The organism is Calothrix sp. FACHB-168 (assembly GCF_963889195.1).
GTDB lineage: Bacteria > Cyanobacteriota > Cyanobacteriia > Cyanobacteriales > Nostocaceae > Aulosira > Aulosira anomala_A.
In genome coordinates this window covers 118713-142673 of the sequence record NZ_CAWPNJ010000011.1, presented here as the reverse complement: position 1 = coordinate 142673, position 23961 = coordinate 118713, and the positions used below count along the sequence as shown (strand labels likewise).

At 39.7% G+C, this 23961-nt stretch carries 27 protein-coding genes; 12 read left to right on the top strand and 15 right to left on the bottom strand.

The genetic code is table 11. The features are described from left to right. The first annotated feature begins 67 nt into the window (after positions 1 to 67). Positions 68 to 283, top strand: coding sequence for a hypothetical protein (locus AACW45_RS05300; RefSeq protein ID WP_190631779.1), 216 nt, complete (start codon positions 68 to 70; stop codon positions 281 to 283). Here the strand turns inward: AACW45_RS05300 and AACW45_RS05295 are convergent. The 3 genes from AACW45_RS05295 to AACW45_RS05285 form a co-directional block, all read right to left on the bottom strand. Beyond that, entirely contained in the window at positions 274 to 546 is a 273-nt protein-coding gene (locus AACW45_RS05295; protein ID WP_190631777.1) for a CopG family transcriptional regulator, read from the bottom strand. The two genes, AACW45_RS05300 and AACW45_RS05295, sit on opposite strands and share 10 nt — an antisense overlap. Before the next feature lie 114 nt (positions 547 to 660). Next, a complete protein-coding gene (locus AACW45_RS05290; protein ID WP_190631775.1) occupies positions 661 to 1278 on the bottom strand; it encodes a ParA family protein in 618 nt (205 codons plus the stop codon). Positions 1279 to 1713: 435 nt separating this feature from the next. Continuing rightward, positions 1714 to 2271 carry a hypothetical protein gene (locus AACW45_RS05285; protein WP_190631773.1) on the bottom strand — a complete coding sequence of 186 codons (558 nt, stop codon included), beginning with the start codon at positions 2269 to 2271 and terminating at the stop codon, positions 1714 to 1716. A 790-nt stretch (positions 2272 to 3061) separates the two neighbouring features. On the opposite strand from AACW45_RS05285, the gene AACW45_RS05280 reads away from it, so the two are divergent. Next, complete coding sequence (locus AACW45_RS05280; RefSeq protein WP_190631771.1) at positions 3062 to 4729, top strand: MBL fold metallo-hydrolase; 1668 nt, start codon at positions 3062 to 3064, stop codon at positions 4727 to 4729. A 202-nt stretch (positions 4730 to 4931) separates the two neighbouring features. On the opposite strand, the gene AACW45_RS05275 is transcribed toward AACW45_RS05280, so the two are convergent. From AACW45_RS05275 to AACW45_RS05255, 5 genes are all read right to left on the bottom strand, one after another. After that, complete coding sequence (locus AACW45_RS05275; protein ID WP_086765716.1) at positions 4932 to 5243, bottom strand: DUF6679 family protein; 312 nt, start codon at positions 5241 to 5243, stop codon at positions 4932 to 4934. Between the two features lie 219 nt (positions 5244 to 5462). After that, entirely contained in the window at positions 5463 to 5615 is a 153-nt protein-coding gene (locus tag AACW45_RS05270) for a hypothetical protein (protein WP_190631910.1), read from the bottom strand. A gap of 196 nt (positions 5616 to 5811) precedes the next feature. Then, positions 5812 to 6027: a hypothetical protein gene (locus AACW45_RS05265; RefSeq protein WP_096641911.1), complete on the bottom strand. Its 216-nt coding sequence runs from the start codon at positions 6025 to 6027 to the stop codon at positions 5812 to 5814. Between the two features lie 305 nt (positions 6028 to 6332). Beyond that, positions 6333 to 7121, bottom strand: coding sequence for a Nif3-like dinuclear metal center hexameric protein (locus tag AACW45_RS05260; protein WP_190631769.1), 789 nt, complete (start codon positions 7119 to 7121; stop codon positions 6333 to 6335). A gap of 156 nt (positions 7122 to 7277) precedes the next feature. Continuing rightward, the gene (locus AACW45_RS05255; protein ID WP_190631767.1) at positions 7278 to 7691 is read right to left on the bottom strand and encodes a secondary thiamine-phosphate synthase enzyme YjbQ; all 414 of its coding nucleotides are present in this window, start codon (positions 7689 to 7691) and stop codon (positions 7278 to 7280) included. A 283-nt stretch (positions 7692 to 7974) separates the two neighbouring features. On the opposite strand from AACW45_RS05255, the gene AACW45_RS05250 reads away from it, so the two are divergent. After that, positions 7975 to 8364, top strand: coding sequence for a pentapeptide repeat-containing protein (locus AACW45_RS05250; RefSeq protein WP_190631765.1), 390 nt, complete (start codon positions 7975 to 7977; stop codon positions 8362 to 8364). A gap of 79 nt (positions 8365 to 8443) precedes the next feature. Continuing rightward, positions 8444 to 9406, top strand: coding sequence for a DUF4351 domain-containing protein (locus AACW45_RS05245; protein ID WP_190631763.1), 963 nt, complete (start codon positions 8444 to 8446; stop codon positions 9404 to 9406). Between the two features lie 82 nt (positions 9407 to 9488). On the opposite strand, the gene AACW45_RS05240 is transcribed toward AACW45_RS05245, so the two are convergent. Beyond that, positions 9489 to 10361: a nuclear transport factor 2 family protein gene (locus tag AACW45_RS05240; protein ID WP_190631760.1), complete on the bottom strand. Its 873-nt coding sequence runs from the start codon at positions 10359 to 10361 to the stop codon at positions 9489 to 9491. An 83-nt stretch (positions 10362 to 10444) separates the two neighbouring features. Between AACW45_RS05240 and murG the strand changes: the two genes are divergently transcribed. The 4 genes from murG to AACW45_RS05220 all read left to right on the top strand — a co-directional run bounded on the left by murG (position 10445) and on the right by AACW45_RS05220 (position 13618). Further along, positions 10445 to 11521, top strand: a complete 1077-nt coding sequence (murG, locus tag AACW45_RS05235) for an undecaprenyldiphospho-muramoylpentapeptide beta-N-acetylglucosaminyltransferase (protein WP_190631758.1) — start codon at positions 10445 to 10447, stop codon at positions 11519 to 11521. Positions 11522 to 12237: 716 nt separating this feature from the next. Further along, complete coding sequence (locus AACW45_RS05230) at positions 12238 to 12720, top strand: hypothetical protein (RefSeq protein WP_242045633.1); 483 nt, start codon at positions 12238 to 12240, stop codon at positions 12718 to 12720. A 165-nt stretch (positions 12721 to 12885) separates the two neighbouring features. After that, positions 12886 to 13131, top strand: a complete 246-nt coding sequence (locus tag AACW45_RS05225; protein WP_190631756.1) for a DUF6737 family protein — start codon at positions 12886 to 12888, stop codon at positions 13129 to 13131. Between the two features lie 337 nt (positions 13132 to 13468). Next, positions 13469 to 13618 carry a PsaJ protein gene (locus tag AACW45_RS05220; protein WP_190631754.1) on the top strand — a complete coding sequence of 50 codons (150 nt, stop codon included), beginning with the start codon at positions 13469 to 13471 and terminating at the stop codon, positions 13616 to 13618. Between the two features lie 59 nt (positions 13619 to 13677). Here AACW45_RS05220 and AACW45_RS05215 read toward each other — a convergent pair whose 3' ends face one another. Further along, a complete protein-coding gene (locus AACW45_RS05215) occupies positions 13678 to 14481 on the bottom strand; it encodes an SDR family NAD(P)-dependent oxidoreductase (protein WP_190631752.1) in 804 nt (267 codons plus the stop codon). A 613-nt stretch (positions 14482 to 15094) separates the two neighbouring features. Then, a complete protein-coding gene (locus AACW45_RS05210; RefSeq protein ID WP_190631750.1) occupies positions 15095 to 15685 on the bottom strand; it encodes a thioredoxin family protein in 591 nt (196 codons plus the stop codon). Positions 15686 to 15935: 250 nt separating this feature from the next. Between AACW45_RS05210 and AACW45_RS05205 the strand changes: the two genes are divergently transcribed. After that, entirely contained in the window at positions 15936 to 16340 is a 405-nt protein-coding gene (locus AACW45_RS05205; protein WP_096641900.1) for an NIL domain-containing protein, read from the top strand. Here AACW45_RS05205 and AACW45_RS05200 read toward each other — a convergent pair. Further along, the gene (locus AACW45_RS05200) at positions 16330 to 17403 is read right to left on the bottom strand and encodes a DUF3616 domain-containing protein (RefSeq protein WP_190631748.1); all 1074 of its coding nucleotides are present in this window, start codon (positions 17401 to 17403) and stop codon (positions 16330 to 16332) included. The genes AACW45_RS05205 and AACW45_RS05200 overlap by 11 nt on opposite strands. 284 nt (positions 17404 to 17687) lie before the next feature. On the opposite strand from AACW45_RS05200, the gene AACW45_RS05195 reads away from it, so the two are divergent. After that, a complete protein-coding gene (locus AACW45_RS05195) occupies positions 17688 to 18704 on the top strand; it encodes a CHAD domain-containing protein (protein WP_190631745.1) in 1017 nt (338 codons plus the stop codon). Here the strand turns inward: AACW45_RS05195 and AACW45_RS05190 are convergent. The 3 genes from AACW45_RS05190 to AACW45_RS05180 all read right to left on the bottom strand — a co-directional run bounded on the left by AACW45_RS05190 (position 18682) and on the right by AACW45_RS05180 (position 21736). Continuing rightward, positions 18682 to 19323, bottom strand: coding sequence for a hypothetical protein (locus AACW45_RS05190; RefSeq protein WP_190631744.1), 642 nt, complete (start codon positions 19321 to 19323; stop codon positions 18682 to 18684). The two genes, AACW45_RS05195 and AACW45_RS05190, sit on opposite strands and share 23 nt — an antisense overlap. A 79-nt stretch (positions 19324 to 19402) precedes the next feature. Then, positions 19403 to 20296, bottom strand: coding sequence for an Rpn family recombination-promoting nuclease/putative transposase (locus tag AACW45_RS05185; RefSeq protein ID WP_190631742.1), 894 nt, complete (start codon positions 20294 to 20296; stop codon positions 19403 to 19405). Between the two features lie 162 nt (positions 20297 to 20458). Then, positions 20459 to 21736 (bottom strand): DNA cytosine methyltransferase, encoded by a 1278-nt coding sequence (locus tag AACW45_RS05180; protein ID WP_190631740.1) that lies wholly within the window; start codon positions 21734 to 21736, stop codon positions 20459 to 20461. A gap of 252 nt (positions 21737 to 21988) precedes the next feature. On the opposite strand from AACW45_RS05180, the gene AACW45_RS05175 reads away from it, so the two are divergent. Together AACW45_RS05175 and AACW45_RS05170 are read left to right on the top strand one after the other, a co-directional pair. Next, entirely contained in the window at positions 21989 to 23059 is a 1071-nt protein-coding gene (locus AACW45_RS05175; protein WP_190631738.1) for a D-alanine--D-alanine ligase family protein, read from the top strand. A gap of 189 nt (positions 23060 to 23248) precedes the next feature. Beyond that, positions 23249 to 23908 carry a hypothetical protein gene (locus tag AACW45_RS05170; protein WP_190631736.1) on the top strand — a complete coding sequence of 220 codons (660 nt, stop codon included), beginning with the start codon at positions 23249 to 23251 and terminating at the stop codon, positions 23906 to 23908. The last annotated feature ends 53 nt before the right edge of the window (positions 23909 to 23961 follow it).

Genomic DNA, 23961 nt, shown 5'->3' with positions numbered 1-23961 from the left:
TCATGGAGTCTCTTGCAAAAATCCTAATTTTCGCCTTCTTCTTTGCGTCTATGCGTGAGATTTTCTAATGATTAGTCAAAAAGGCGTTGCATATTTGCGGGATGAATTCAGACTTTTGGACAAAACTAAAAGTCGATTCTTTGCAACGGCAGTTGCTTCAAGTCGGGAAACCCGCCCAACGCACTGCCTCGCCTTTGCGCCTTTGCGTGAGATAAAAATCATCCCATCAATCAGCAACGCCGTCAAAAAAGCCAAAATATTTATACAAGAAGTCTATTCTTGATTGGGATTATGAGACGACAACCATTGTTCAACTAACTCTGTCATAATATCGCTCATTTGTCGTTCACTAGAAACAGCAGCAGCTTTTAATTTTCGATGTAAATTTTTCGGAAGATAAATAGTAGTGCGGATATATTCGGGATTAGTACTTTTGCTTAAAGAAGTAGGTTGAGTCTCAGTTATTGGTGGATTGTCTCGTTGTTGACGACTGCGAGCAGCATCAATTAAATCATCAAAACGACTAGTTTTTTTCTTATTATTCACAATAAAATCCTCCAAAAATAATTCGTAATTCGTAATTCGTAATTCGTTTGAATACATCTTTATCTACAAGTAGCAGATTTTCAATGTGGGTTTAAATCTATACTGAAAATCTCTTTAATTTTGAATTTTGAATTTTGAATTTTGAATTGTTATTTCCTGACCTACCTCAGCGTAACAGCGCCAAGCAATATGAGCGTAAGAATCTTTGACTGCATTCACAGGTACACCCTCTAAAGCAGCTCTTTGAAATACAGCCAACCGTCGAATTCCCGATTTAAATATCGGTATTCCGGCTTTTTCCAAAGCTGCTCTCGCTTCTTCTCCTGCTTTATTGGGATGAGGAGGAATCAGAGTCAGTAAAATGCGATAATTAGTTTTAAATTGCTTGAGAGATTCAACCATTTGCATAGTTGCAGCTAGTGCGATCGCATCTGGAGTCGTAGGTATAACTAACAAATCGCAACCTTGCGCAATAGTTTTTAATTCATCTGGGTTTGGTCTAGCTGGTGTATCAATCACAATATGTTCGTAAAGTTTTGCTAAAAGTATTCCCTGCTTTTCATCCGCAACTTTAAATGGTAAACAACCCCGGTTCGACCAATCCAACGCACTCCGGTTCAAATCACCATCTACTAGCAATGTATCAGCCGTATTTTGTAAGTATGTCGCCAGGTGTAGCGCGGTAGTAGATTTACCTACGCCTCCCTTAAAAGCCGCTACCGTAATAATCATTTTCAAGTACTCGCAAATAATCCCAAGATTCTACTGCATATCTAAACATCTAGATGTTAAATAAACATTCAGATGTTTAGATGTTTATTGAATGTTTGGACATTTAGATGTTTTATTTATGTAATTTACGTACATAAATAGTATGTATACAACTATTAAGTTTACAAAATATTTTCAGTAAAATGTAGACACTCAATAAAATATATACATACTATATTTAAGTATTAAGCAAATATTTTAAGAAACTCTTGCTACGTATAGGTTTCAGCAATTTTTAAATCAAGCATAATTTGCAAATTTAAAACAAAATGGTAGAGTTAACCAACCTCAAAACTAAAAAACGCCTGATGACTCAGACGTTTTAAACAATATTTGGAAAATAAATAAGTAATAGCAGTCAGCGCTAGCGAAAGCGCTCAATACCTTTTAATTGATTTAAATTTCGCGATTTTGAACCTTTGAATTAAATTTCGGTTCGCCAATAGCAGCTTTATCACCTAACTCACAAAGTGTTTTCGCTTCCTCAAGAGAATAGTTTTGTTCTAACTTAATCTCTGACTGTGTACAAAAACCTTGTCTAAACCACTCATAAGAGCGTTGATCCCCCCAAAAAGTGCGGTGGTTATCGCTTTGTCTTTTATACTGTCCTTGGGTGTTAGCTTTACAACCCTTATCTCTCCAAGCCGGGCCTTCTAACCATCTAGATTCATTATCACCTAAATCTATAAGGTAGCCGTCTTTTGATTCTGAGACGGCTTTAGCAACAACTTTTGCACTCGTTAAACGTTTCACGCAGTCAGCTAGGGCATTTTTTTTACACTCAGCTAGTGCTGCATCAGGAGATATGCCCAGCTTAGTATATTCCTTAACACAAGCTAATACTGCTGCATCTTGAGCTTTAGCCATTGTGTCAGTTAAACCTATGCCAGCTATAGCAAAAATACTAAATAAACCAACAATTTTAACTTTTTGGGAGGATTTAAGATGAATCATGGCATTATTTCATCAAATATTGATTAATTTACCATAAATTGTCTAAGTATACGGATAAAGATATTGAGAATCTTTATATTTACCAAGTAATCATCAAACCTGAAGTCAGAAGCATAGATAAATTAAATAAAAACTAGAAATACAATATGTATTGCCAATGGAAAAGCGCAAGTTGAGTAAATGAGTGGCTGGGGAATATTTACCAAACAACCCAAACACCACTCTTTACAACATCAGAGTTGTACAGTGTGAGCCTAACAGTGGTATATAGATAGATAGACAGGTTGAGCGAAAAAGTCTACAATCTGAACTTATTGCAGTAAATTTACCTATTCGCAATCAACCTAAGCATAGTAAAGATTTTCTAGTGTTTCAGGCTTGATGCTGGAGCGCTCTATTAATATTATGAAAGTCTTTTAGTAGAGGGCAGAAAACCGATGGATGTAAAGCTGATTTTAGTGGGATTAACAGTCGTATTCACAGTTTTGTGCTTGTTTTTTGGCACAAAAAATGGATTTTATGATTCCGATAACTATCACGGCAATGGTTCTGCACATTAAAAGAGGTTTGAAAATCGGCTTTTGACCCTCTGAACTTCGGAAAAGTTAACCAATTTTCCGAACTGGGGCCGGGTTAGGCTATGATATCCTCCCCCATCAAAAAAATCCGCATTTTCAGGGTGAAGGGGCGCAAAATGAAACTTACCCCTAGTTCACAAAACCAAAAACAACCCCTTAATTTTTGGCTTTTGGGATATTTCCATGACGATGAGGTTTAAGGGGAGGAGAACATGAGGGATCGAATTTCGTCGTCCTCTCGTGTTGATGCTGATGAGGGAACTAGCGAACTAGAATGTTTACCTTATAGTGTCCAACACAATGATGAGGGCGTATGTTTATTGATACGGATGGGGCCGTATCGCATCCTGTTAGATTGTGGTTTGGGGGATATTTCTTCACTGGTGAGGGAGTTAAAAAAATTGGCGCGTCAACGCAATTCCTCCCAACCAGTGGATTTAGTGTTGATTAGTCACGCTCACCCGGATCATGCTAGGGGTTTGCTAGCACTGCATCAGGCTTTTCCCCAATTAGCTATCTACGCCAGTGAAGTAACCAGCAAGTTGCTATCATTAAACTGGCTAGAAAAAGATCCTCAAGAAATTCCCCAATTTTGTCAAGCCTTACCATTGCGATCGCCTGTAGAATTTCATGAAGGGTTAGTAGCAGAATTGTTTCCCGCCGGACATCTTCCAGGGGCGGTGGCGATTTTACTTACCTACACAACCTCCCAGCGTTCCTACAAGTTACTATATACAGGAGACTTTTTCTTATCTAACTCCCGGTTAGTGGAAGGTTTGAGATTAGAAGAATTACGCGGCTTAGAGCTAGATGCTTTAATTATTGAAGGTACTTATGGCACATCACGCCATACCCACCGCCGCAACCAAGAAAATCAATTAGCCGAAAGAATTTATCGCGCAATTAGCGATCGCAGTTCTGTTATACTGCCCACACCCGCATTAGGGTTAGGTCAAGAACTGCTCATGCTATTACGCAGCCATCACCACTTTACAGGGAGAGATTTAGATATTTGGGTAGATGGTGCTGTCGCTAAAGGCTGCGATGCTTATCTAGAACTATTACCCCATCTCCCCCCATCAGTTCAAAACTTCGCCCGTCATCAACCGTTATTTTGGGATGAAAGAGTACGTCCTCGTGTGCGGCGGTTGCAAGCAGAACATCGTCCCCATATCGGGAAGACACCCTGTATAGTTCTCACAGACTCCACAGCCGACTTTACCCAATATTGTCAGCCAGAAACAGGCCCTTGGCTAATTCTCCTGCCAGAAAAAATTGATATAAAAGTTAAAAAAAAATATTTAGCACCCACCACCATTGAAGGTTATCTCCTCGCCCAACATAGCGATGGACCTGGAACTACCCAATTAATCCATAATTTACGACCCCAGCATGTCGTTTTTGTCCACGGTTCCCCAGCCTACCTAGCAGATTTAACCAGTTTAGAAGAACTACAAAACCGCTATCATCTTCATTCCCCAGCCGCCGGTATTTTAGTAGAATTGCCAATTGGCGATACATTTATCCAACCCGCCGCCCCAGAAACCAACTACGAAGGCGAACTCACAGAATCCGACAGCATCATCACAATTAGCCTTCCCGACACAATTACCGCCGATCCCCGTTGGCGACAATTTGCCGATACAGGTTTAATCGAAGCCCGTTGGCAAGGGGAAGAATTAGTCTTAAGGGGATTATCCCAGCGAGAACTACTCAATCAAAACAGCGATCGCTACATCTTGACAGATGTAGACTGTTGTGGTAATTGTCGTCATCAACGCGGCCAGCGTTGCTGGAATCCCAACTCCCCCCTGTATAACTTCAAAGTCACCCTTGAAGGTTACTGTCCCGCCTATGAGAGGTTGATGGAAAATGAGTAGAAGGGAGACAAGGGAGACAAGGGAGACAAGGGGGACAAGGAGGACAAAATCAATTCACGCATTCACGTATTCAGAAATATTTTTGACTTTTGACTTTTGACTTTTGACTTTTGACTTTTTATGCCCAATGCCCCATGCCCAAAAATTAAGAGTCCAGAGTGGAAATCTTGACCCTGGACTCTCAACTTTCGACTATTTGGAATTATTCAGGATTAGAGTCAGTGTAACGGTTGCGGATACGCTCTGCTTCCGGACAATCTTCGGTCATCAGAGGTTCTACATTACCGCGAGGTACTGACGCTAGCTTTTGGGTTACAGCACCAATACTTTCCAGCCGAACCATTTCTTCCCAAGAACAAACTTCATCTTCTTCTTCTGTTTCATAGCGTAGGGTCACTAAATCTCCCTCTATATCAATGATGCGGGCGCGTTCTATCCAGCGTTGCTGGTCCCGCAAGAATACACATACCTCCCGCCCATCGCAACACAATTGATAAATCTTGCGGTGTAGCATGTACTGCTTCTGCCTTTTTAAACAACGTAGTTAAACCTTTCAAAATCTGGGTTATGCCCCAGTGCATAATAACCTTAAGAAGTCAGTTTTACGGTTACGAATAACTAAGTGTTGTGACCCTCACCCAAGATTTGCTCCTAGTTGTCAGAATCTCAGGATTTTTAGAGTCATCACCGCCTAGCCATCGCGTGGGTGAAACTAAAACTCCTTCAGGGTAATTCAGCGAATGTATTCTTCGTAGAAGTCATACAATTCGGGATTTGTCCTAACTAGGTTAATCCTTGCTGGTGAGTTATGCCTACCATTATGTAATAATAGATACTCCAATATAACCATTGGTTGCGGTTGTTTGAGTTGCCTACTTGTAGTCATTGGCATTGCTGGGAAGTCCGGGAACTCGGCTGTACTTTTACCCCTATGTATTTGATCTTAACTCATTCTTTGGCTGTCCTGAATGGTTTTAAACAATAACAAGCCAAGAGTTTTTAAGTTGAGGGTTATTTGACTGATGTGACAAGTCCCGTTTAGGAGCGACTACGCAACGCCAAAGTCAACTTTTGTAGGGGTATCAGCAAGATTTGTTCTTTAAGGGAAATTCCATGAGTACTGTAGAGGATGCTTCTCGCTTAATTTGACCAGCACGAACCGCTGCATATAACTCGGTTAGGGCTAGCAAATCGTCAGACTGATAACACTTCGTTGCCAGAACTTGATGCAGTAGACCCTCTGATTCAACACTCAGACATCCAGTTTGGAAAGCAGATTCAACAATTGTGCGAATCATGTTGATTAGGGCTTAGTAAGCAATTTGTTACCTCCAGTATGGAATAAACCCTAATTTCCCAAACTGATATAAAACAGCGCCCATAGTGATTATAATTACACGATTATGTGATCTCCATCATAGATAAAACCCATACTATCTGACCACTGAATCGCCTTGATTTTAATACAGTTGAGAAATAAACCAGCCATAGTTTTCTACAAACGAAATGAAAATCAGACTAATGAATATGATAATCAAATATACATGATTTTTCAGTAAATGCCGATAGCTATTTGGTTAAATAAATCCTAAACTATAGCTAACTAAGGGAAAAACTGGCGGAAATCCTCATCGCGATCGCTTAACTTTACCCAATCGAGATTTAAATACCGTAATTTTTGCACCAAGCGATCGCAAGCTGGGCGTTCGGTTGCATAATGACCAGCATCAATTAAAATCAAATTGCGATCGCGACTTTCCTGAAATTGATGAAATTTACAATCAGAAGTCAGATAAGCAGTAGCACCAGTCTTGACAACCGCCGAAATATAACTAGCGCCAGAACCCCCTAATACAGCAATGCGCGAAATTTCTTGTTGTAAATCAGCAGATGGGGAAACTAGCAAATTCTTGGGAGTAAGGCGACTGTGGATAACTGCCAATAAATCCTTTAAACTCATCACAGGCTCGATTGTGCCTACTCGACCATATCCTAAGCCATTTTGGGTAGGGACAATGGGCGTTGCATCCTTCAATTCTAAAATTTGCGCCAAAACATCAGCCGTCCCGTCCTGTACTTGGTCAAAATTGGTATGAGCGCTGTAGATGCCGATATTGTGGAGAAAAGCTAACCGTACCATATCCGCGATCGCATCACCAACGCGGAAAGATTTGGCAGGAGCAAAAATCAGGGGATGATGGGCAAAAATTAGATTAGCATGAGATGCGATCGCTTCTTCCATCACCGCCAAAGTTGGCGTCAAACACACCAAAACCCTAGCAGATTCCTGTAAAATCCCCGGCTCCACCTGCCAACCACAATTATCCCAGCTTTCACACCAAGCCGGATTCGCCCATTCTTCAAACCACGTAATTAAGTCAGCAATTTTCATGAAATTTTAGTAGCTCACAAGCGGGCTAACTATTTTATGCCTAATTAAGCGCCAAGAAAACTGTGGCTTAAGTAATATTTAACGATCGCCATCAGCTATTTTGCTTTTAAGTGGCTGTTGACGGTTGACTGTTGACTGTTAACAGTCTTTAAAATTCTAACTAGAGATATGGACAACTAACTCTCTAACATGATTTCGCTGACGGTGTTCCCAAACATAAATTCCTTGCCAAGTTCCAAGTACCAAATGACCGCGATTAATGGGGATATGTTCGGAAGTGTGAGTCAATGCTGAACGGATATGAGCCGGCATATCATCAGGCCCTTCCGCATCATGAATGTACTTGCCTGATTCTGGTACAAGTTTCGCCATAAAATTAGCCAAATCTACCAACACATCAGGGTCAGCATTTTCTTGAATCACTAAACTAGCGGAAGTGTGGCGTAAAAATAGAGTACAAAGACCAGTTTCCACCCCCGACTCGGCAACAATCGCTTCAATTTTTGAGGTGATATTTTGAAAAGACTTGCCAGTAGTGGAAACTCTGAGTAGCTTTTGGTAATGAGTCATTTGCAATCAGTTAAAAGTCCACTGAGCGTCAGAATACGCTTGCTGATTGAGAATATATCACACAACTGGGGAAGAGATGGTCTGTCCGGTGAGCCAAAGTTCCAAGTGTAGGTTAGACCATTACCTGGGTCAATTGCTATCAGGAAACTCCAAAAAATAAATTATGCCAAATTGTAGGGGCGGGGTTACCCCGCCCCTACGAGTTGCGGGTTTGGTAAGTTAATGATTGGAATATTTTTTTATTTGGAAGTCTCTAAGAAATGTTTATTTCAAGAGGTAAGTTATGACTGATATGACTGCTGAGGAATTGTTAGAGCTTTATGCTGCTGGGAAGAGAGATTTTAGCGCTATTAATTTGATTGGAGTTAACTTGAGTGGTTTCAACCTAAGCGAGATAACCTTTACATGTGCTGAATTGGCACAATCTAATTTGATAGGTATTAAACTCCAAAGAGCCAACTTGCGAGGCGCTAATCTCTACGGTTCTGGATTGCTTGATGCTGATCTTACTGAAGCCGATCTTAGAGATGCTATTTTGGAGAATACTGACTTCAGTGGTGCTAATCTCAAAGGAGCTATTCTGGACGATGCTATCAAAGATGCTGTCTTGGAAGACACCATTATGCCAGACGGGCAAATTGTAACCTATTACCCCTGGGAAATACCAAATTAAATTTGACAATTCATAATTGATTTGATTCTGATAGTGCGATCGCTCCTAGCTCATAGCTAAAATTTAATTAGAAATCCAGATGACTGAGGAAATAGAAAGAGCCGATAATGATTCACCGTGGAAAGAAATATTAGAAGCATACTTTCCCCAAGCTATGCATTTTTTCTTCCCAGAAACAGCCAAATTAATTAACTGGGAACGTCCCCATGAATTTTTAGATAAAGAATTTCAGCAAATAGTCCGTGATGCCGAACAAGGCAGAAGATATGCAGATAAATTAGTCAAAGTTTGGCAAATACAAGGAGAAGAAATTTGGCTGTTAATTCATGTAGAAATTCAAGCCAAATCAGAAGATAATTTTGCCCAAAGAATGTTTTCTTATAACCTGCGGATATTTGACAAATTTGGTAAACCAGCAATTAGCTTGGCGATTTTGTGCGATGCTGACCCAAATTGGCGACCAAATCAATACAGTTACAATTATCCCGATACCAAGCTAAATTTTGAATTTGGCACCATCAAACTTCTCGATTATCAAAACAGATGGACAGAATTAGAAGCCAGCGATAACCCATTTGCAACGGTTGTCATGGCACATTTGAAGACACAGCAGACAAGTAAAAAACCAGGAGAACGCAAAACTTGGAAATTCAGTTTAATTCGGCGATTATACGAACAAGGACTGCAAGAAAAAGATATTCGTAACCTCTACCGATTTATCGACTGGGTTATGATTTTACCAAAAGCATTGGAAGCGGAGTTTTGGCAAGAATTTAAGCAATTTGAACAGGAGCGAACTATGAGCTATGTAACCACTGGTGAACGTATTGGCTACGAACGCGGAGAGCAAGAAGGTAGACAAAAACAAGCACAAGAGCTTGTGCTACGTCAAATAAAAAAACGGGTGGGAGAGTTAGCGCCAGAAGTTCAAGAACGCATTCAATCGCTTTCCCTAGTGCAATTAGAAGCACTGGGCGAGGCTTTGTTAGATTTTTCAGCACTAGAGGATTTACTTGGCTGGTTAGAAGCAAATATTACCTAGTAGTTGTAGCCAGTCGTGTTTGCAGAAGAAAACCCAACATTTATATTATTTTGTTGGGTTTTCTAGCCCCTAGCCCCTAAATTTATTTTTTCACCACTTGTAAACGCTGAGTTATCATTGTCATCCCATCTCCCCGTAAAATTACGGCTGAAAGCCATTGACTACCAGGAGTAGAGGGAGCGCGTCCGACTTTAAACAAACCGCCAGAATTGAGTAATTCTAAATCTACAGGTGTGGGATTGAGATATTTATCTGCTTGAATAGGTTCTTCTATGGCTGTTCCTAAGAGGAATTCATCACCTAGTGGTTCTTGGACGATCGCATCAAAATTATATTGCTGTCCAACTCTCACTTGTTGTGGTAACTTAACATCAACTTGCGGTGGTTTGCTACCAGAAGTGAGTAAAGTCCGTTCGGTCAAAATATCTTGACGGACGATTTTACCACCTGAGATGCGCTGACGGGACTTAATTGTGGCATTCAGCGCCATATTATTACTGTTAGCAGAAGGTAAGCCACTGATATTTGTGACTGTTTCCGCGACAATGACATTCCCTTCAGTGCGCCAAGATTGCAACTGAGTAGTGTATCTTAATTTGGGATATCGCTTCCAGAGGTCAATTAAGGCTTTTTCTAGGGTTTGGCGATTTAAACCGTCGCCATGAGTAAAATTAGGGCTGTAGAATTCGATTACCTTTTTTACATCACCTTGGTTGGCGGCTGCATCAATTTGTGTTAACAAATTCGTTAATTGCGCAGGTGCGTTTTGGGCGTATTTCTCGGCGGCTAGTCTTTGGGATATGGGTTTTTTGGCTGGTTGTAAGTTGCGTGGCGTACTAGCTTGACTAGATTGCCAAGTACTTGCAATGCTCACTGTCAGTATGGATAAAATTAGCCAGATGCTAGCGGGGAATTTGCGGTAGCGTTTCAGTAATAAGGTAATAATCTTAGTCATTGGCAAGAGTTTACTGATTTTACTTGATAAGGTAGGAAATTGTTTTATCTTAGTGAAGCTAAACAATAAATGGTAGAGGTTTAATGGTAGAAGAAGCACCGATTAGATTATTAGTAGCAGCCAGTGGGACTGGCGGACATCTATTTCCGGCGATCGCTCTGGCAGAAAAACTGTCAGAATATGATATTCAGTGGTTGGGCGTACCCAATCGCTTAGAAACTCAGCTGGTTCCTCAGCAGTATCAATTGCATACTATTGCAGTTGAGGGGTTTCAGCAAGGTTTTGGTATTTCCTCTTTACCTATTTTAGGTAAACTGCTGAGTTCGGTTCTCAAAGTTAGACGCATCCTCAAGCAGGGAAAATTTCAAGGCGTATTTACCACCGGCGGTTATATTGCAGGCCCGGCGGTGATTGCGGCGCGTTCTTTAGGAATTCCCGTAGTTTTTCACGAATCTAACGCTTTACCGGGAAAAGTAACCCGATTTTTTGGCCCTTGGTGTCATGCTGTGGCTATAGGCTTTGAAGCAGCTGCCCAGTATTTACCCCGTGCTAAAAATATATATGTGGGTACGCCAGTGCGATCGCAATTTTTAGATGACAATCATCACCCATCCCTAGATTTACCCATTCCTGATGGAGTTCCCTTAATAATTGTCTTTGGTGGTAGCCAAGGCGCAGTGGCGGTAAATAAGTTAGTTCGCACCGCCGCACCAGCTTGGTTTGATACTGGCGCTTATGTTGTGCATTTAACTGGCGAGAACGATCCAGAAGCGGATAGTTTAAAACATCCCCAGTATATAGCTTTGCCGTTTTATAACAATATGGCGGCATTGTTGCGGCGAGCAAATTTAGCCATTAGCCGTTCTGGTGCGGGTAGTTTAACAGAATTGGCGGTGTGTGGAACACCAGCGATTTTGATTCCTTACCCCTTTGCCGCCGAAGACCATCAAACCTATAATGCTAAGGTCTTTACTCAAGCCGGCGCAGCTTTAGCCTTTAAACAATCGGAGTTAACCCCGGAAATTTTGCAAACTCAAGTTTTAAACTTGTTGAACTCCCCCACAGAGTTAGCCAAAATGGGAGAGAAAGCAAAAGCGATCGCTATTCCCGATAGTGCAGATAAATTGGCACAATTAGTCCGGGAAGTAGTCGAGAGATAGACGTTGCTCAGGGATTTCCGACTAAAAATATCCCATTCCTGTGTAAGCACAGTCAGCAGAGTTAGAAGCATCTCATATTTATCTTCACTCTCCAAACTGGATAATTTAATTGCTGGAATTCCCTAAACCAACCTATTTTTGTTTCTCGCTAAATTTATAAAATTTGATATTTTTGCTTAATTTTATATTATGCTTTTTGGAAAAAAAGCTAAATTTTGACTATTAAAGCAGATTGCCAGTGGGTGAGGTACAGATAATCGTTGATTGTAGGGGCACTGGCACTGCCATGCCCAAAAGCGCGTACCTCATTTATCTGAAATATGCTGTAAATCAGGTTTATTTAAAAATTTTGGTGCTACTTTTAGTTGATGCATACATAAATTTATTATAATAATAATTTCAATAGCTTTTCAGCACATCAATATATTCTAGAGGGCATGGCAGTGCCATGCCCCTACCATCTTTCCTATTCTTCTTTTAAATGGGTATAAAAACACATTTTGATAGGGAATGTTTGTATATTATTTTTCGCCTAATCTGGTAAATGAATTGGCGAAACTGATTGCGCATCAATGTCAACCGTAAATTACCATATTATTAATGATTATTAATACCATAGTCCCAAATTATCAATATTATTCCTGATGAAGATGACAATTTGATTCATCTGCCGATATGCTGAATTTATAACGAGTTCTCATTTAGAGCAAATCAGAATGTTGATAGGTAGGGTTATGCAGAGGTTGACTTATAGTCCTCTAGTGATTACATTTTTCCTAGCAGTAGCAGGGCAATCAGCCATTGCTAAAAGCACGATAAATCATGCTCAAATGGGGATCAACTATGTCCAGATATCTCCAGATTCTACCGCAGAGCAGGCGATAAAAGTTGCTCAAAGTTCTAGTGAAATTGACGAGAAAGCAGCTGTAAAGTTAATTGAGAAACTACCACAAGTTAAACGCAAAGCCAGAGAAATTGAACGCTTATCTCGCGGAACTATTCGCGTAGCAACGATGCTTGACAGTTCCCCAACGCCAGAGACACCCTATTACACAATTCGTGTAGTAGAGAATCATGTAGACCACGTTGATACAATTTATCTATTTCGCGTCTTCAATCCTGGTGGTGAAATCCGAGTTTACGATATTCTTACAGATGATTATATCCCATTGCCAAATTGGAAACCTAACGGAAGGTAGGGTTTAGGCACTAGGAAGAGAAATGTTGATGGTTGGTGTGAGTGTAATTCTCTTTTCAAGGCTAGTATTTTGATGGGTGAAAATCTACATAGCAATGCCCAGCCAAATCATGATATGGTTGGCATTGCCAAATATACAAAATTATTGAGTAAAAATAATTCTCAAATGACTGAAAATAAGCCCTTAAGTCCTTGGAATTATAAACCTTGGTGGTGTCAGCCTTGGTCTATTCTCCTCACAGGTATAACTATCATTAGTGGTAGTTGGTTAATTTTTAAAACTATTTGGTTAACGGTGCTGATTTCTATCCCGATATTAATTTGGATGGGTTTCTTTTTATTAATTTGGCCGCAGCTAATTATGCGTAGCGGGATTTTAGATTCATATCAAAACAACAATCTAGAACAATAGATATAAATCATTGAGGATTGCTAGAGTATTCCTTCTTCCCTGTTCCCTATTCCCTGACTACGCCAATAATTTCAGGTATATTAACTTTTGACTCTTAGCTAATTTGAAGTAACCCTGACTACAACAGGATTTAATACAAAGCATTACTTGAGTTAGACGTTCCCAAAATTATTAATAATTAATCTTTTGGTTGTGCGGTCGAATTTCTGATTCACGGACTTCTCTTGCTGAGAAAAACAGAGATATTTTTTCAGTGATTTATATCTCACAAAAATAGGAATGTTCCGTTTACCGCACTTTTCCAATGTAATTACTAAATGGTATTAGAGGTTTCTCTATGCAGAAAGCCAACGATCAACAATCTTACTTCCGTAAATACCTTTCACTCGCACCTGTGCTGGCGGTTTTAACTATATCAATCGCCTTCTCTACCTGGGCTATTTTTAACTTCGTCTTCCCAGATTTGCTATTCCATCCTATGCCATAAGGGGAGATAATTGGGATTGGGCGATCGCACTTTACATGCGATCGCATCACTCATGCTGATTATTTAATTTCTTGCATACTTTTGACAATTTTTGTGACCAAATTCCTGGGTGTAAATCTCACAAGTTCCGCCAGTAATTTATTTTTTAACCCCGGAATAGCCACAGTTTTACCAGCCATTAACGCCTGATAACCGATTTTAGCCACTGTTTTTGCATCCATCATATTATTATTTTCTACCTGTCTAGCACCAGCAATTCCCGTTCTTTCATGAAAAGCTGATTGTGTAGGGCCTGGACATAAAGCTGTGACAGTTACACCAGTACCTTCTAATTCACTCGCTAGTGCTTGGGAAAATGATAAAATATAGGCTTTAGTTGCAAAATAAACAGCCATTAAAGGGCCTGGTTGAAAAGCCGCAGCCGAAGACAGATTTAAGACTTTTCCTCTACCTTCTTTGACCATATCTTTCAGGAATAACTTAGTTAAATGAGTGAGACATACTAAATTTACTTGCAACATTTCTAATTCAGTATTTAAGTTTGTCTCATTAAATAACCCATGAATCCCAAATCCCGCATTATTTACCAGCACATCAACTTGAATTACTTCTTGTTGTAATTCCTGAAAAATCTCCTCTGGTGATGTTTGGATAGATAAATCTTTGACAATAGTTTTGACAAAAATGCCAAATTGCTCTCGGAATTTATCGGCGACTTCAGCTAATTTATGAGCAATTCTATCTACTAATACCAAATTGTAGCCATTCATCGCAAAAATATAAGCTAATTCGTAGCCGATACCATTAGCCGCACCAGTAATTAAAGCCGTTTGTGTACGGTTTTTGGGAATTGTTGTATTCATATGACAAAATATAGAAATTTTACTTGATAGAGTTTGTAGGGATTTTGAGTAATCGACATTGGAACAAATCAGATGAGTTTATGGTCGTTACTTTTTTAAATACTTGCTTGATGCTTTTTAGCTCAATTACTGTCGTTTTCTCGAAATTTAACGCCATAACCAAATTTAAGTCAAATTTTTAGATCCTGAGTCATTAACGCTAGTAATTACGCCAGCATATTTTGAATATACTTTGCTAAATATCAAGCAGTTGTAGTTATCAGAACAAACTGGGAAAATTATAAAGTTCTAACTTAATCAATCACAAGTTTATCTAATACCAAAGTTATCTTCTCAAAATCCGTAGGCTGATTTTTTCTCATTCTCCAGTGAATCTCTACAGTAATAAGCTACAATAGCCTATTTATTTGGATAATGATAGTGAAAGTTTTTGTTTTTATATCTACATATTTAGGAAAATATAATCTAATCTGACTGTGATATTATTCATAAGTAAATATCAGGATATATCAGCAATATAAAAATTTAATTGTGATGAAAATGACCATAAAAAACCTCCTAAACAGGTAGTGCTTAAGAGGGTAAAATAAGCTGTTTTTTGATAAAAATACGATTAATTAACCACTTGAGAACCGTGGCTGCGGGGATCATCTTGACTAGCTGTTGGTGTAACTGGTGCGGAAAATTTAGAAACCTTGCCGCTAGTTTGGGCATAAGGTAAAGGAGAATTACTTAGTAAAGCTTCCAAATTACTAGCCATGACGGTACGCGGTTGATCGCCAATCGCCTGAGCGATCGCTTCCCCATCCTTACCCAAAAATACAAAATGGGGAATTCCATCTACCCGATATTTCAACATTTCCGGCAGCCATTTGGTATTATCGACATTCAGCATGACAAAATTTAGCTTGTCAGCATATTGCTGTTCTAACTCAGCTATATCTGGAGCCATTTTTTGACAGACTGTACACCAATCAGCGTAAAATTCCACCAGCGTGGGTTTACCGTTAGCGATCGCAACTTCTAGGGGTGTGGAGGATTCGCCTAACTTGGAGAGAGAAGCTGTAGTTGTTTCCGTTCGCAATCCTAAAACTAAAGCAACGCTAAGAGCGATCGCGACTATAGCGACTAAGAAATTTCTCACGCGCCCGCCTACAATTGATTCAGGCTTGGCTGGAAGATTAACAGGTGAATCTGGTGTCATAACAGAATTATTAAAACTTATTAAGCAGGATCATCTTCAGTTTAGCGGAAGGGGCTAGGGACTAGGGAAGACAATTGTACAGGGGACTTACAAAAAATAAATTACCCATATTCCGTAGTGCGAGCATCTTGCTCGCTGTTGTTCTAAAGCGAGCAAGATGCTCGCACTACAAATTGATTGGGTATTTAAAAAATTGGATGTCCCCAGACGCGATTCATCGCGTCTCTAAAAACTGACAACCGACAAATCTATGAAAAAACGAGTAACCTTAACATTTCCCAAACGCGCTGTGCAAATGCCGGTAACCTATAGACTGGCAAAAGAGTTTAACGTAGCTGCTAATATTATCCGTGCCCAAGTTGCACCTAATCAAATAGGTAAATTAGTGGTTGAACTATCGGGAGATATCGATCAGCTAGATGCGGCGATTGAATGGATGCGATCGCAAAATATCAATGTCTCTCACACCTTGGGCGAAATTATCATCGATGAAGATACTTGTGTCCATTGTGGTTTGTGTACTGGGGTATGTCCCACAGAAGCGCTGACTCTGCATCCAGAGACATATAAATTAACATTCACGCGATCGCGCTGCATTGTCTGCGAACAGTGTATTCCTACCTGTCCTGTCCAAGCAATCTCTACTAATCTATGATGATCTCGAATAAATCGGCCATAACATTGCGATCGCCTATTAACCTATTCTTAGCCGGAGAGTCATACACTACTAACAATGAAGGTTTACCAGCGACATCATTAAATAGAGTCATACCTTCTGCATGATCTTCCCGCTTTCCATAGGGAACATCTTGGACAAACTCTGGGTAACTCAGAGTATTTTCTGCTGAATTCGCACCCACTTGCCAACGGTAAATTTGTACTGGGCCATCTAAATCCATCGTCGGCCCGGCTAAAATCAGCACATCCTCTTTATCTAGACACAAATCGCGAATTCCTAGACCATTTAACCAGAGAAAGTGTTTTTTATATCCTTTGTTTTGCTCACCAATTGACTTTAATGTCATCAGTCCCAGGTGAGAATTTTCTAATTCGATTTCTAGAATTACAGCCCAACCACGCAATACAGGCCCTCGCAAACCTAGAAAAATGCGATTTTGATAAATACTAATTCCTTCAATATCAAAGCCATTATCTTTTCCCGGAATTGCTGCTTGAATATAAAAGCCTAAATGGGGATCGTTTGCTAAGGCTGTCATGAGCAAATTACCCTGGTTAGTTAACTCTAGTTTAGCGGCGCTTAATTGCTCATTTGGTTTATCTGGATGGGGACAAGATGAAAATAATTCTCCATTTACTAGGGGAATTCTACCTAAAATATAGCGGTTAGGTTCTGATGTTATTGTTGCTAATCTTTCAATATTTTTTACATCAGTATATTTGCTTTTAGGTTTTTGGCGTTTGTAGCTATGAGAACCAACAAACCATAAGTAGTAATCTGCATAAGCTAGTCCTTCAATATCAATTTCTTCGCTTTCTGGCGCTGGTAAATCAATATATTCTGCTATGGGGAATTGTTTATGGTCGCCAAATTTGTTACTTTCAATGAGCGAGAGTCTTTCTAAAGATGAGCTTTCGTCAGATCCTAACCATAGATGCTGCTGTGGAGTTAGCGCGATCGCACTCAAGTCTTTTCTGTGTTTAGCAAAACTCTCGAGGAAAGTTAAATATACTTGCTCTAAAAATGTTTTGTTATACATTTGACATAATTATTTCCACAATACATTTATAAATATTCTATTTGTGGTGTAATTTACACCAAATCTAGCTGTGGAGATAAAAACAATACCACCTTTGGTATTACTGCTATTTATGTCAACTATAGTTAAACTGAAATTAGCGATCGCAGATAATAACTGATGCTTGGGAAAAATCAGAATTTTGATCAAAATTTGAGTTACAAAACATCAAAAATTCCCTATGCAAATCTTTAACGAATGTTATGATGCAGTAATCAGATTGCGTATTGGGATTGGTGTAAGTGATGGAATTAGCGACAAATACTCCAGTGCAAACTCTCGGAAACTATGCATACGAGGCTGTACAAAAACATTATAAGAAAATTCTCAAGTGGGAAAAATCAGTCAAGAAAGATGAAGATCCCGAAGCATTACACCAAATGCGCGTAGGGATGCGGAGACTGCGTACTGCTGTCAGTAGATTTGCGATCGCTTTAGATTTACCCAAGCCTGTTAGTGATAAAAATATCGGTAAAATTGCTCGAAAGCTGGGTAGCTTAAGAGACTTAGACGTACTCAAAGAAAATTTAGAAAAAGACTATAAACCACGGTTATCTCATAAAGAACAGACATATTTGCATACAGCATTTGATGCGATCGCCAAACAACGGGAACAAGCATTATCTTTAGTCCTGACAACCTTAAAAGATGAAGCTTATAAGTCTTTCAAGCAATCAATGGAAGATTGGTTAGAAAAACCCATCTATAAAGATTTAGCTGATATTAGTATTGGACAAGTTTTACCAGATTTACTATTACCAGAAGTGAGTGAATTTCTCCTGCATCCTGGTTGGTTGATAGGAACTGAATTTGTAGACTCACAGTTAAAAATTCATCAAAATTGGGAAGCCGAAAAGATAGAACAACAATTAACCAAAGAAGGCGAAACACTACATGATTTGCGCAAACAAGCAAAACGTGTACGCTACCAAATGGAACTCTTTTCTGATTTATATAGCGAGTCTTACGCCGCTTACATAGTAGATGTGAAAAGTATCCAAGATATTTTGGGTTCGATGCAAGATAGCGTCGTCTTAACTGAGTGGCTAGAGAATGTCTTTAAGTCAGACATGCACAGTCATTTGCATGGACTGACTAAATTATTAGCAGACAATCGCTATCAATTATGGCAGAATTGGCAACCATTGCAAGAACGATATTTAAAAATCGAAACTAGACATGGTTTTCACTTAACAGTATTACATCCCAAAGAATCAGGTTTTTCTCCTGAATATGAGACTAACGCCCAGAAAGTTGGATAGGTGCTTCTAGGGATAAAACGTAAACACTGCTTTGGGGAATCTGGACAATTCTCGTATTTTCTGCGGAACGCAAACCGGAAACTAAGCCAATAGCGCTTCCCAGCATTGCACCTCTATCAAATTGTTCCGGATCGCCATTGCTAATAAAGCCTAAAGTACTGCCGGTAATTCTACCCCAAACAGAACCATTTTCTACAGCCTTATCATTAGCTCGTTTATGGGTAATAGTAGTACCAGGAATCATTTGACTCGATGCTTTAATCGAGACAATTCGCCCATTAATTACTAAGGATTGGGCGATAATTTTTGCACCGCCATCAGTCGGTTTTAAAACAATAGTTACCGGAGTATTTTCTGGTGCTACCACATTACCTTGAGCATCTTTAATTGCACTTGCTAAAGGAAGTGTCAAAGGATAATCTTTTTTTTGCCCCACATCAACAGTTACAGGGGCAGGAAATGACACAATAATAGCTGTATCTTGAGGGATAGTCATCTCTTGAGAAATTGCTTGGGGTTGAGGTGCTACGCTAGGAACTTGTTGCGCCATAGCTGGAACTGTAACAGCACCTAATAAAGATAGAGAACAAGCAAGATTTAAGAGAATTTGAGTTTTCATTGTCGTTTTCCTGTTGATATGAGTTATGTTGGCGAGGTTTTAACCCCTTCACTCCATCAATAGGTTTGCGATCGCAATTTTATGCAGACTGATTATACACCTGGGTTATTAAGTTTTGTAAATCTTCAATTGTCTCAAATGCGATCGCGCCTCGGAAAATCGCTGTTAACCTATCCAAATCAGTAATTTGGCTAATTTGTGACATTAATTGTAATCCCTCATTACCAAACTTCATTTCCAGCGTCATTTGAAGATTTGCTAGTGCTTGTTCCCGTTTACCTTGTTGTTCGCCTCGTTGTTCCCCACGGATTTCACCTTCACGCAAAATTTCTTGATACCAGGGTGACTCGCGTAATACTGTCATATCCCACCTCATAATTTGTTTCACTAAAGCGCTATCTAGTACAAACGTAGCAAAAAATGCTAAAACCGTTTCCATTTGGTTTAATTGTTCATCCGCTTGCAATAAACGTAAGGCTTCTCTAATTTTAGATTCGTCTTCACCACCTTGAAGAATTGGTACAAAGGGCAGTAAAGATGGTACAGGTTGTTCAAAAGCGATATTAGCATCAACTTCCCATAAGTTAATTACACGATAATCTTGATAGGCTGTTATCCCTGCAATATTCGATTCATATCTTGTAGGAATTTCTGTATTACTCGTTTTCAGAATATTGATTAATACAGGATAAGTTGGTAGATTATATTTTTCTTCAGCTAATCCCGCATAAGCACGCATTCTTTTTGGCATTTCTGGTTTGTAACGCAATTGTAATTCATTGAGAACCAGAAATTGTCCATACTGGGGACTTTCAACGCGGATAAGTACATCACTTTCTCGACTAATCCATTGAAATTCCGAATTGAGGATTTCATCTGCTATTAAATCAGGTATCTGCGTTACCCACTTTACCCAATTATTTGGAGCCAAACTAATTAATTTTTTAGTGCTAATATCAGCCGATTTAGACATAAAAAAATATAGATTCACCCATACATAAAATTTATCATACTTGATTTTAGATATTGAATTACGAATTATAAATCAGGACTTACGCGATAAATCTCCCAAACCTCTTTACTTCGTGTTCTTTGCGTACTTCGTGGTTCGTTTTTTCATGATTTTGCGTAAGTCCTATAAATAATATTTAGCTGCTTCCGTCATCTTAAAATGTAGTAAATTTTCATCGCCTAGTTCTTGAACTACTTCAGGTTTACATGGAAATTTACCCAACACATTCATAACTTCTAATGCTATAGATTTAGCTAAAAGCGGCGGTACAGAATTACCAACTTGACGAAATCCATGCCATTTAGTCACATGAAATCTAAACCAATCAGGATAAGAATGTAACCGCGCTGCTTCTCTGACTGTGATACATCTAGGCGTAAAAGGATGAATTGGGCGAGGCGAAGTAAACGAACCCCGATACATATCTGTACCTGCTCTTAAGGTATTACAAACACCAGCCGGATGCAATTTATGAAATCGACTAATTGGTTCTCTTTCGCCTTGAACTGTCGCTGCAAAACGTTCTCTAGTCGCATCTGAATGCTTGGTGCGGAAGCTAGAAGAGAGAATTCGCGAGTCAAATTTACGCGGGTAGGAATAATCATTATCTAAAGTCTGAATACCGCGAAGTATCAGAGCATAATTACTGGGTTTTCCATATTCTGCTGCTACCCAATCTCTTAGCAGTAACTCAGGATATTGTTCAACTTCTGGGATATCGCCAATTGCATCCCAAACTGTCGGACTTATGGGTAATAAAGATGATTTTTTCTTTGATGATGTATGAGGTTTAGCTATTTGCGTCAGCCGTTGGGGATATTTTGGTAATATTACATCTTCTCTTGCGCCTAACAGAAATAATCTTTCTCTCGCCTGTGGAACTCCATAATGAGCAGCGTTCAGAATTTGGTAACTTTCTTCTACTTGATAACCTTTAAGTTGAAATTCATAAATCAAATTTTGCAGAATTTGTTTATGTTCGCCAATAGTAATACCTCTGACATTCTCCATCACAAAAAATTTTGGTTGTAATTCCAAAACTAAGCGATAAAAATGAAATACTAAAGAGTTGCGCGGGTCATCAAAAAGTCGTTTCCCAATAATAGAAAAACCTTGACAGGGACTACCGCAGATGACTACATCAATTTCTCGATCGCCAATTTGCGATCGCTTTCTTATCTCTTCCCCGGTAGTATCCACTACAGTTTGGCATAACACCGTCCAAAAGGGAAAATTATATTCGTGAATTGCACAATGAATCGGATCAATTTCCACCGCCGCTAATACATCAAAGCCAGCTTGTTCAAAGCCAAGAGTCATCCCACCTGCACCTGCGAACAAATCAACTGCAATGGGTCGTTGGCTAATGCTGAGTTCTGAATTCTTCTTTCTCAGTCTCATTTATAATTTAGACTTTGACCTATAAAATCTGTTGCGGTGCGTAAACCAGCGATTACACGGAAATTATAATTTAAAGCAATATATTATATCACATCTCAACCCAAAAATTAATAATTTAGAAATAACTATTGTACAGACGCGATTCATCGCGTCTCTAACAAATCACAACTGACAACTGACAACTGACAACTGACAACTAACCAATCCGATTGTGATACGCTAACTGCGAGACAAAGCTATTAGGTACTGAAGATGACTAAACTGCGGGTAGGTTTGCTGTTTGGCGGTCGTTCTGGAGAACATGAAGTTTCAATTAGTTCAGCAAGAGCGATCGCAAAAGCTTTGAGTGCAGATACAAATGCTAGTAAATATGATATTCTGCCATTTTACATCCAAAAAGATGGTTTTTGGCAAGCAGGAGAAATTGCGCAACAAGTTTTAGACTCTGGCGCTGTTTATCAAAGTTCTGTTACCTCTCCTAATCTTTGGCAATTTCCTCCCCAAACACAAGAAGTAGATTTATGGTTTCCCATTCTCCACGGGCCGAATGGGGAAGATGGGACAATTCAAGGGTTACTCAGTCTCATGCAAGTTCCTTTTGTGGGTTCTGGGGTGTTAGGTTCGGCTACGGGGATGGATAAAATTGGCATGAAAATTGCCTTTGCTCAAGCTGGCTTACCCCAAGTAAAATACAAAGCAGTCACGAGAGCGCAAATTTGGTCAAATCCTTGTGTATTTCCCAAATTGTGCGATGAAATTGAAGCGGAACTCGGTTACCCCTGTTTTGTCAAACCCGCCAACTTAGGTTCATCGGTAGGAATTGCTAAAGTGCGATCGCGCCAAGAATTAGAAGCGGCGTTAGATAATGCAGCTAGTTACGATCGCCGGATTATAGTTGAAGCTGGAGTTGTCGCCAGAGAAGTAGAATGTGCAGTTTTAGGTAACGATCAACCCCAAGCCTCGGTTATTGGCGAAATTACTTATAATAGCGATTTTTACGATTACGAAACAAAATATACTCAAGGGCTAGCAGATTTACTGATACCTGCTCGGTTACCAGAAGCGATCGCTAGTCAAATCCAAGACATGGCATTAAAAGCCTTTGCGGCTGTAGATGCTGCTGGACTTTCCAGAGTAGATTTCTTTTACGTAGAAGCCACAGGAGAAGTATTGATTAATGAAATCAATACCCTACCGGGATTTACCGCAACTAGTATGTATCCTCAACTTTGGGCACACAGTGGAATCTCTTTCCCGGAATTAGTTGATAAATTAATCCAACTAGCTATAGAGAGAGATGCTACAGTCGCAGGAAAGAGTTAACCGCAGCCATGCAGTTAATAAATAGTTTTAAAGGTGGCAAACATCGGATTTTTGCGCCAAGTTTGCAGATTTAGTAGCTTAAACTGCAAACAAAAGTTACTTCATTACAAAATCTGACTACGGATACATGATACTTGCTTCCTCCAGTATGATCTTGGATCTAGAGGGGTAAAAATCTGAAAGTAATCTATGGAAAAAAGTCAGACTGTACAGCACGAGGCAACCCAACCTGCTGGGGTCACTCCAGAGCTGACAAACAGTAAATCGAAAACCATCCGTAGCTCGCAATTTCTGATACATCTGCTCACGCGCCATCCTTGGCTGTTGTTGATTGGGTTATCAGCAATATTTGTTGCAAGTGCTGTGCTTGCTTTATATAACCTGGGTTCTGTTGGGAATGTACAACAGCCAGAAGAGGTAGAGAAAAATCTAGATGTCGCCACCGTAGCCGAAGCAGTCAATAATACGCCCTCTGAGAACAATAATCCCACACCTTTGTGGATGGTTGCAGCGATCGCTCTCAGCTGTGCTAGTGGATGCTTAATCATTTTGCGCGTCCTCAACCGTCCAGCAAATGGTAAAACAATCCACAAAACAGCTAGACGTTATCCCATCCGCACAGTCCCTAGCAAACCACCAACAGTACAACCATCACCAGCCAAAAATCCTCCGGTTTTCGTCCCATCCTCATCATTCACTCCCCTAGTCTCCATGCAATCTCAGACAAAACCGCGCATGACAGTTCTACCACCAGAACAAAGCTATCGTCCAGAAAAAAGCAAAGAGTCTTTAGCAGATTTGATGGATATACGTAAGCAGAGTTCTTTGTCTGCAATTTTACGCAACTAATCATTCTTTTTAATTCACTCTTTTTTCAATCAGGTTATGGTAATTCCATAGCC

Excerpts from the sequence above, each read along its gene's own strand:
- AACW45_RS05300 (WP_190631779.1), top strand. The coding sequence starts at position 68 with ATGATTAGTCAAAAAGGCGTTGCATATTTGCGGGATGAATTCAGACTT.
- AACW45_RS05290 (WP_190631775.1), bottom strand. The coding sequence starts at position 1,278 with ATGATTATTACGGTAGCGGCTTTTAAGGGAGGCGTAGGTAAATCTACT.
- AACW45_RS05285 (WP_190631773.1), bottom strand. The coding sequence starts at position 2,271 with ATGATTCATCTTAAATCCTCCCAAAAAGTTAAAATTGTTGGTTTATTT.
- AACW45_RS05280 (WP_190631771.1), top strand. The coding sequence starts at position 3,062 with ATGAGGGATCGAATTTCGTCGTCCTCTCGTGTTGATGCTGATGAGGGA.
- AACW45_RS05275 (WP_086765716.1), bottom strand. The coding sequence starts at position 5,243 with ATGCTACACCGCAAGATTTATCAATTGTGTTGCGATGGGCGGGAGGTA.
- AACW45_RS05270 (WP_190631910.1), bottom strand. The coding sequence starts at position 5,615 with ATGACTACAAGTAGGCAACTCAAACAACCGCAACCAATGGTTATATTG.
- AACW45_RS05265 (WP_096641911.1), bottom strand. The coding sequence starts at position 6,027 with ATGATTCGCACAATTGTTGAATCTGCTTTCCAAACTGGATGTCTGAGT.
- AACW45_RS05260 (WP_190631769.1), bottom strand. The coding sequence starts at position 7,121 with ATGAAAATTGCTGACTTAATTACGTGGTTTGAAGAATGGGCGAATCCG.
- AACW45_RS05255 (WP_190631767.1), bottom strand. The coding sequence starts at position 7,691 with ATGACTCATTACCAAAAGCTACTCAGAGTTTCCACTACTGGCAAGTCT.
- AACW45_RS05250 (WP_190631765.1), top strand. The coding sequence starts at position 7,975 with ATGACTGATATGACTGCTGAGGAATTGTTAGAGCTTTATGCTGCTGGG.
- AACW45_RS05245 (WP_190631763.1), top strand. The coding sequence starts at position 8,444 with ATGACTGAGGAAATAGAAAGAGCCGATAATGATTCACCGTGGAAAGAA.
- AACW45_RS05240 (WP_190631760.1), bottom strand. The coding sequence starts at position 10,361 with ATGACTAAGATTATTACCTTATTACTGAAACGCTACCGCAAATTCCCC.
- murG (WP_190631758.1), top strand. The coding sequence starts at position 10,445 with ATGGTAGAAGAAGCACCGATTAGATTATTAGTAGCAGCCAGTGGGACT.
- AACW45_RS05230 (WP_242045633.1), top strand. The coding sequence starts at position 12,238 with ATGTTGATAGGTAGGGTTATGCAGAGGTTGACTTATAGTCCTCTAGTG.
- AACW45_RS05225 (WP_190631756.1), top strand. The coding sequence starts at position 12,886 with ATGACTGAAAATAAGCCCTTAAGTCCTTGGAATTATAAACCTTGGTGG.
- AACW45_RS05220 (WP_190631754.1), top strand. The coding sequence starts at position 13,469 with ATGCAGAAAGCCAACGATCAACAATCTTACTTCCGTAAATACCTTTCA.
- AACW45_RS05215 (WP_190631752.1), bottom strand. The coding sequence starts at position 14,481 with ATGAATACAACAATTCCCAAAAACCGTACACAAACGGCTTTAATTACT.
- AACW45_RS05210 (WP_190631750.1), bottom strand. The coding sequence starts at position 15,685 with ATGACACCAGATTCACCTGTTAATCTTCCAGCCAAGCCTGAATCAATT.
- AACW45_RS05205 (WP_096641900.1), top strand. The coding sequence starts at position 15,936 with ATGAAAAAACGAGTAACCTTAACATTTCCCAAACGCGCTGTGCAAATG.
- AACW45_RS05200 (WP_190631748.1), bottom strand. The coding sequence starts at position 17,403 with ATGTATAACAAAACATTTTTAGAGCAAGTATATTTAACTTTCCTCGAG.
- AACW45_RS05195 (WP_190631745.1), top strand. The coding sequence starts at position 17,688 with ATGGAATTAGCGACAAATACTCCAGTGCAAACTCTCGGAAACTATGCA.
- AACW45_RS05190 (WP_190631744.1), bottom strand. The coding sequence starts at position 19,323 with ATGAAAACTCAAATTCTCTTAAATCTTGCTTGTTCTCTATCTTTATTA.
- AACW45_RS05185 (WP_190631742.1), bottom strand. The coding sequence starts at position 20,296 with ATGTCTAAATCGGCTGATATTAGCACTAAAAAATTAATTAGTTTGGCT.
- AACW45_RS05180 (WP_190631740.1), bottom strand. The coding sequence starts at position 21,736 with ATGAGACTGAGAAAGAAGAATTCAGAACTCAGCATTAGCCAACGACCC.
- AACW45_RS05175 (WP_190631738.1), top strand. The coding sequence starts at position 21,989 with ATGACTAAACTGCGGGTAGGTTTGCTGTTTGGCGGTCGTTCTGGAGAA.
- AACW45_RS05170 (WP_190631736.1), top strand. The coding sequence starts at position 23,249 with ATGGAAAAAAGTCAGACTGTACAGCACGAGGCAACCCAACCTGCTGGG.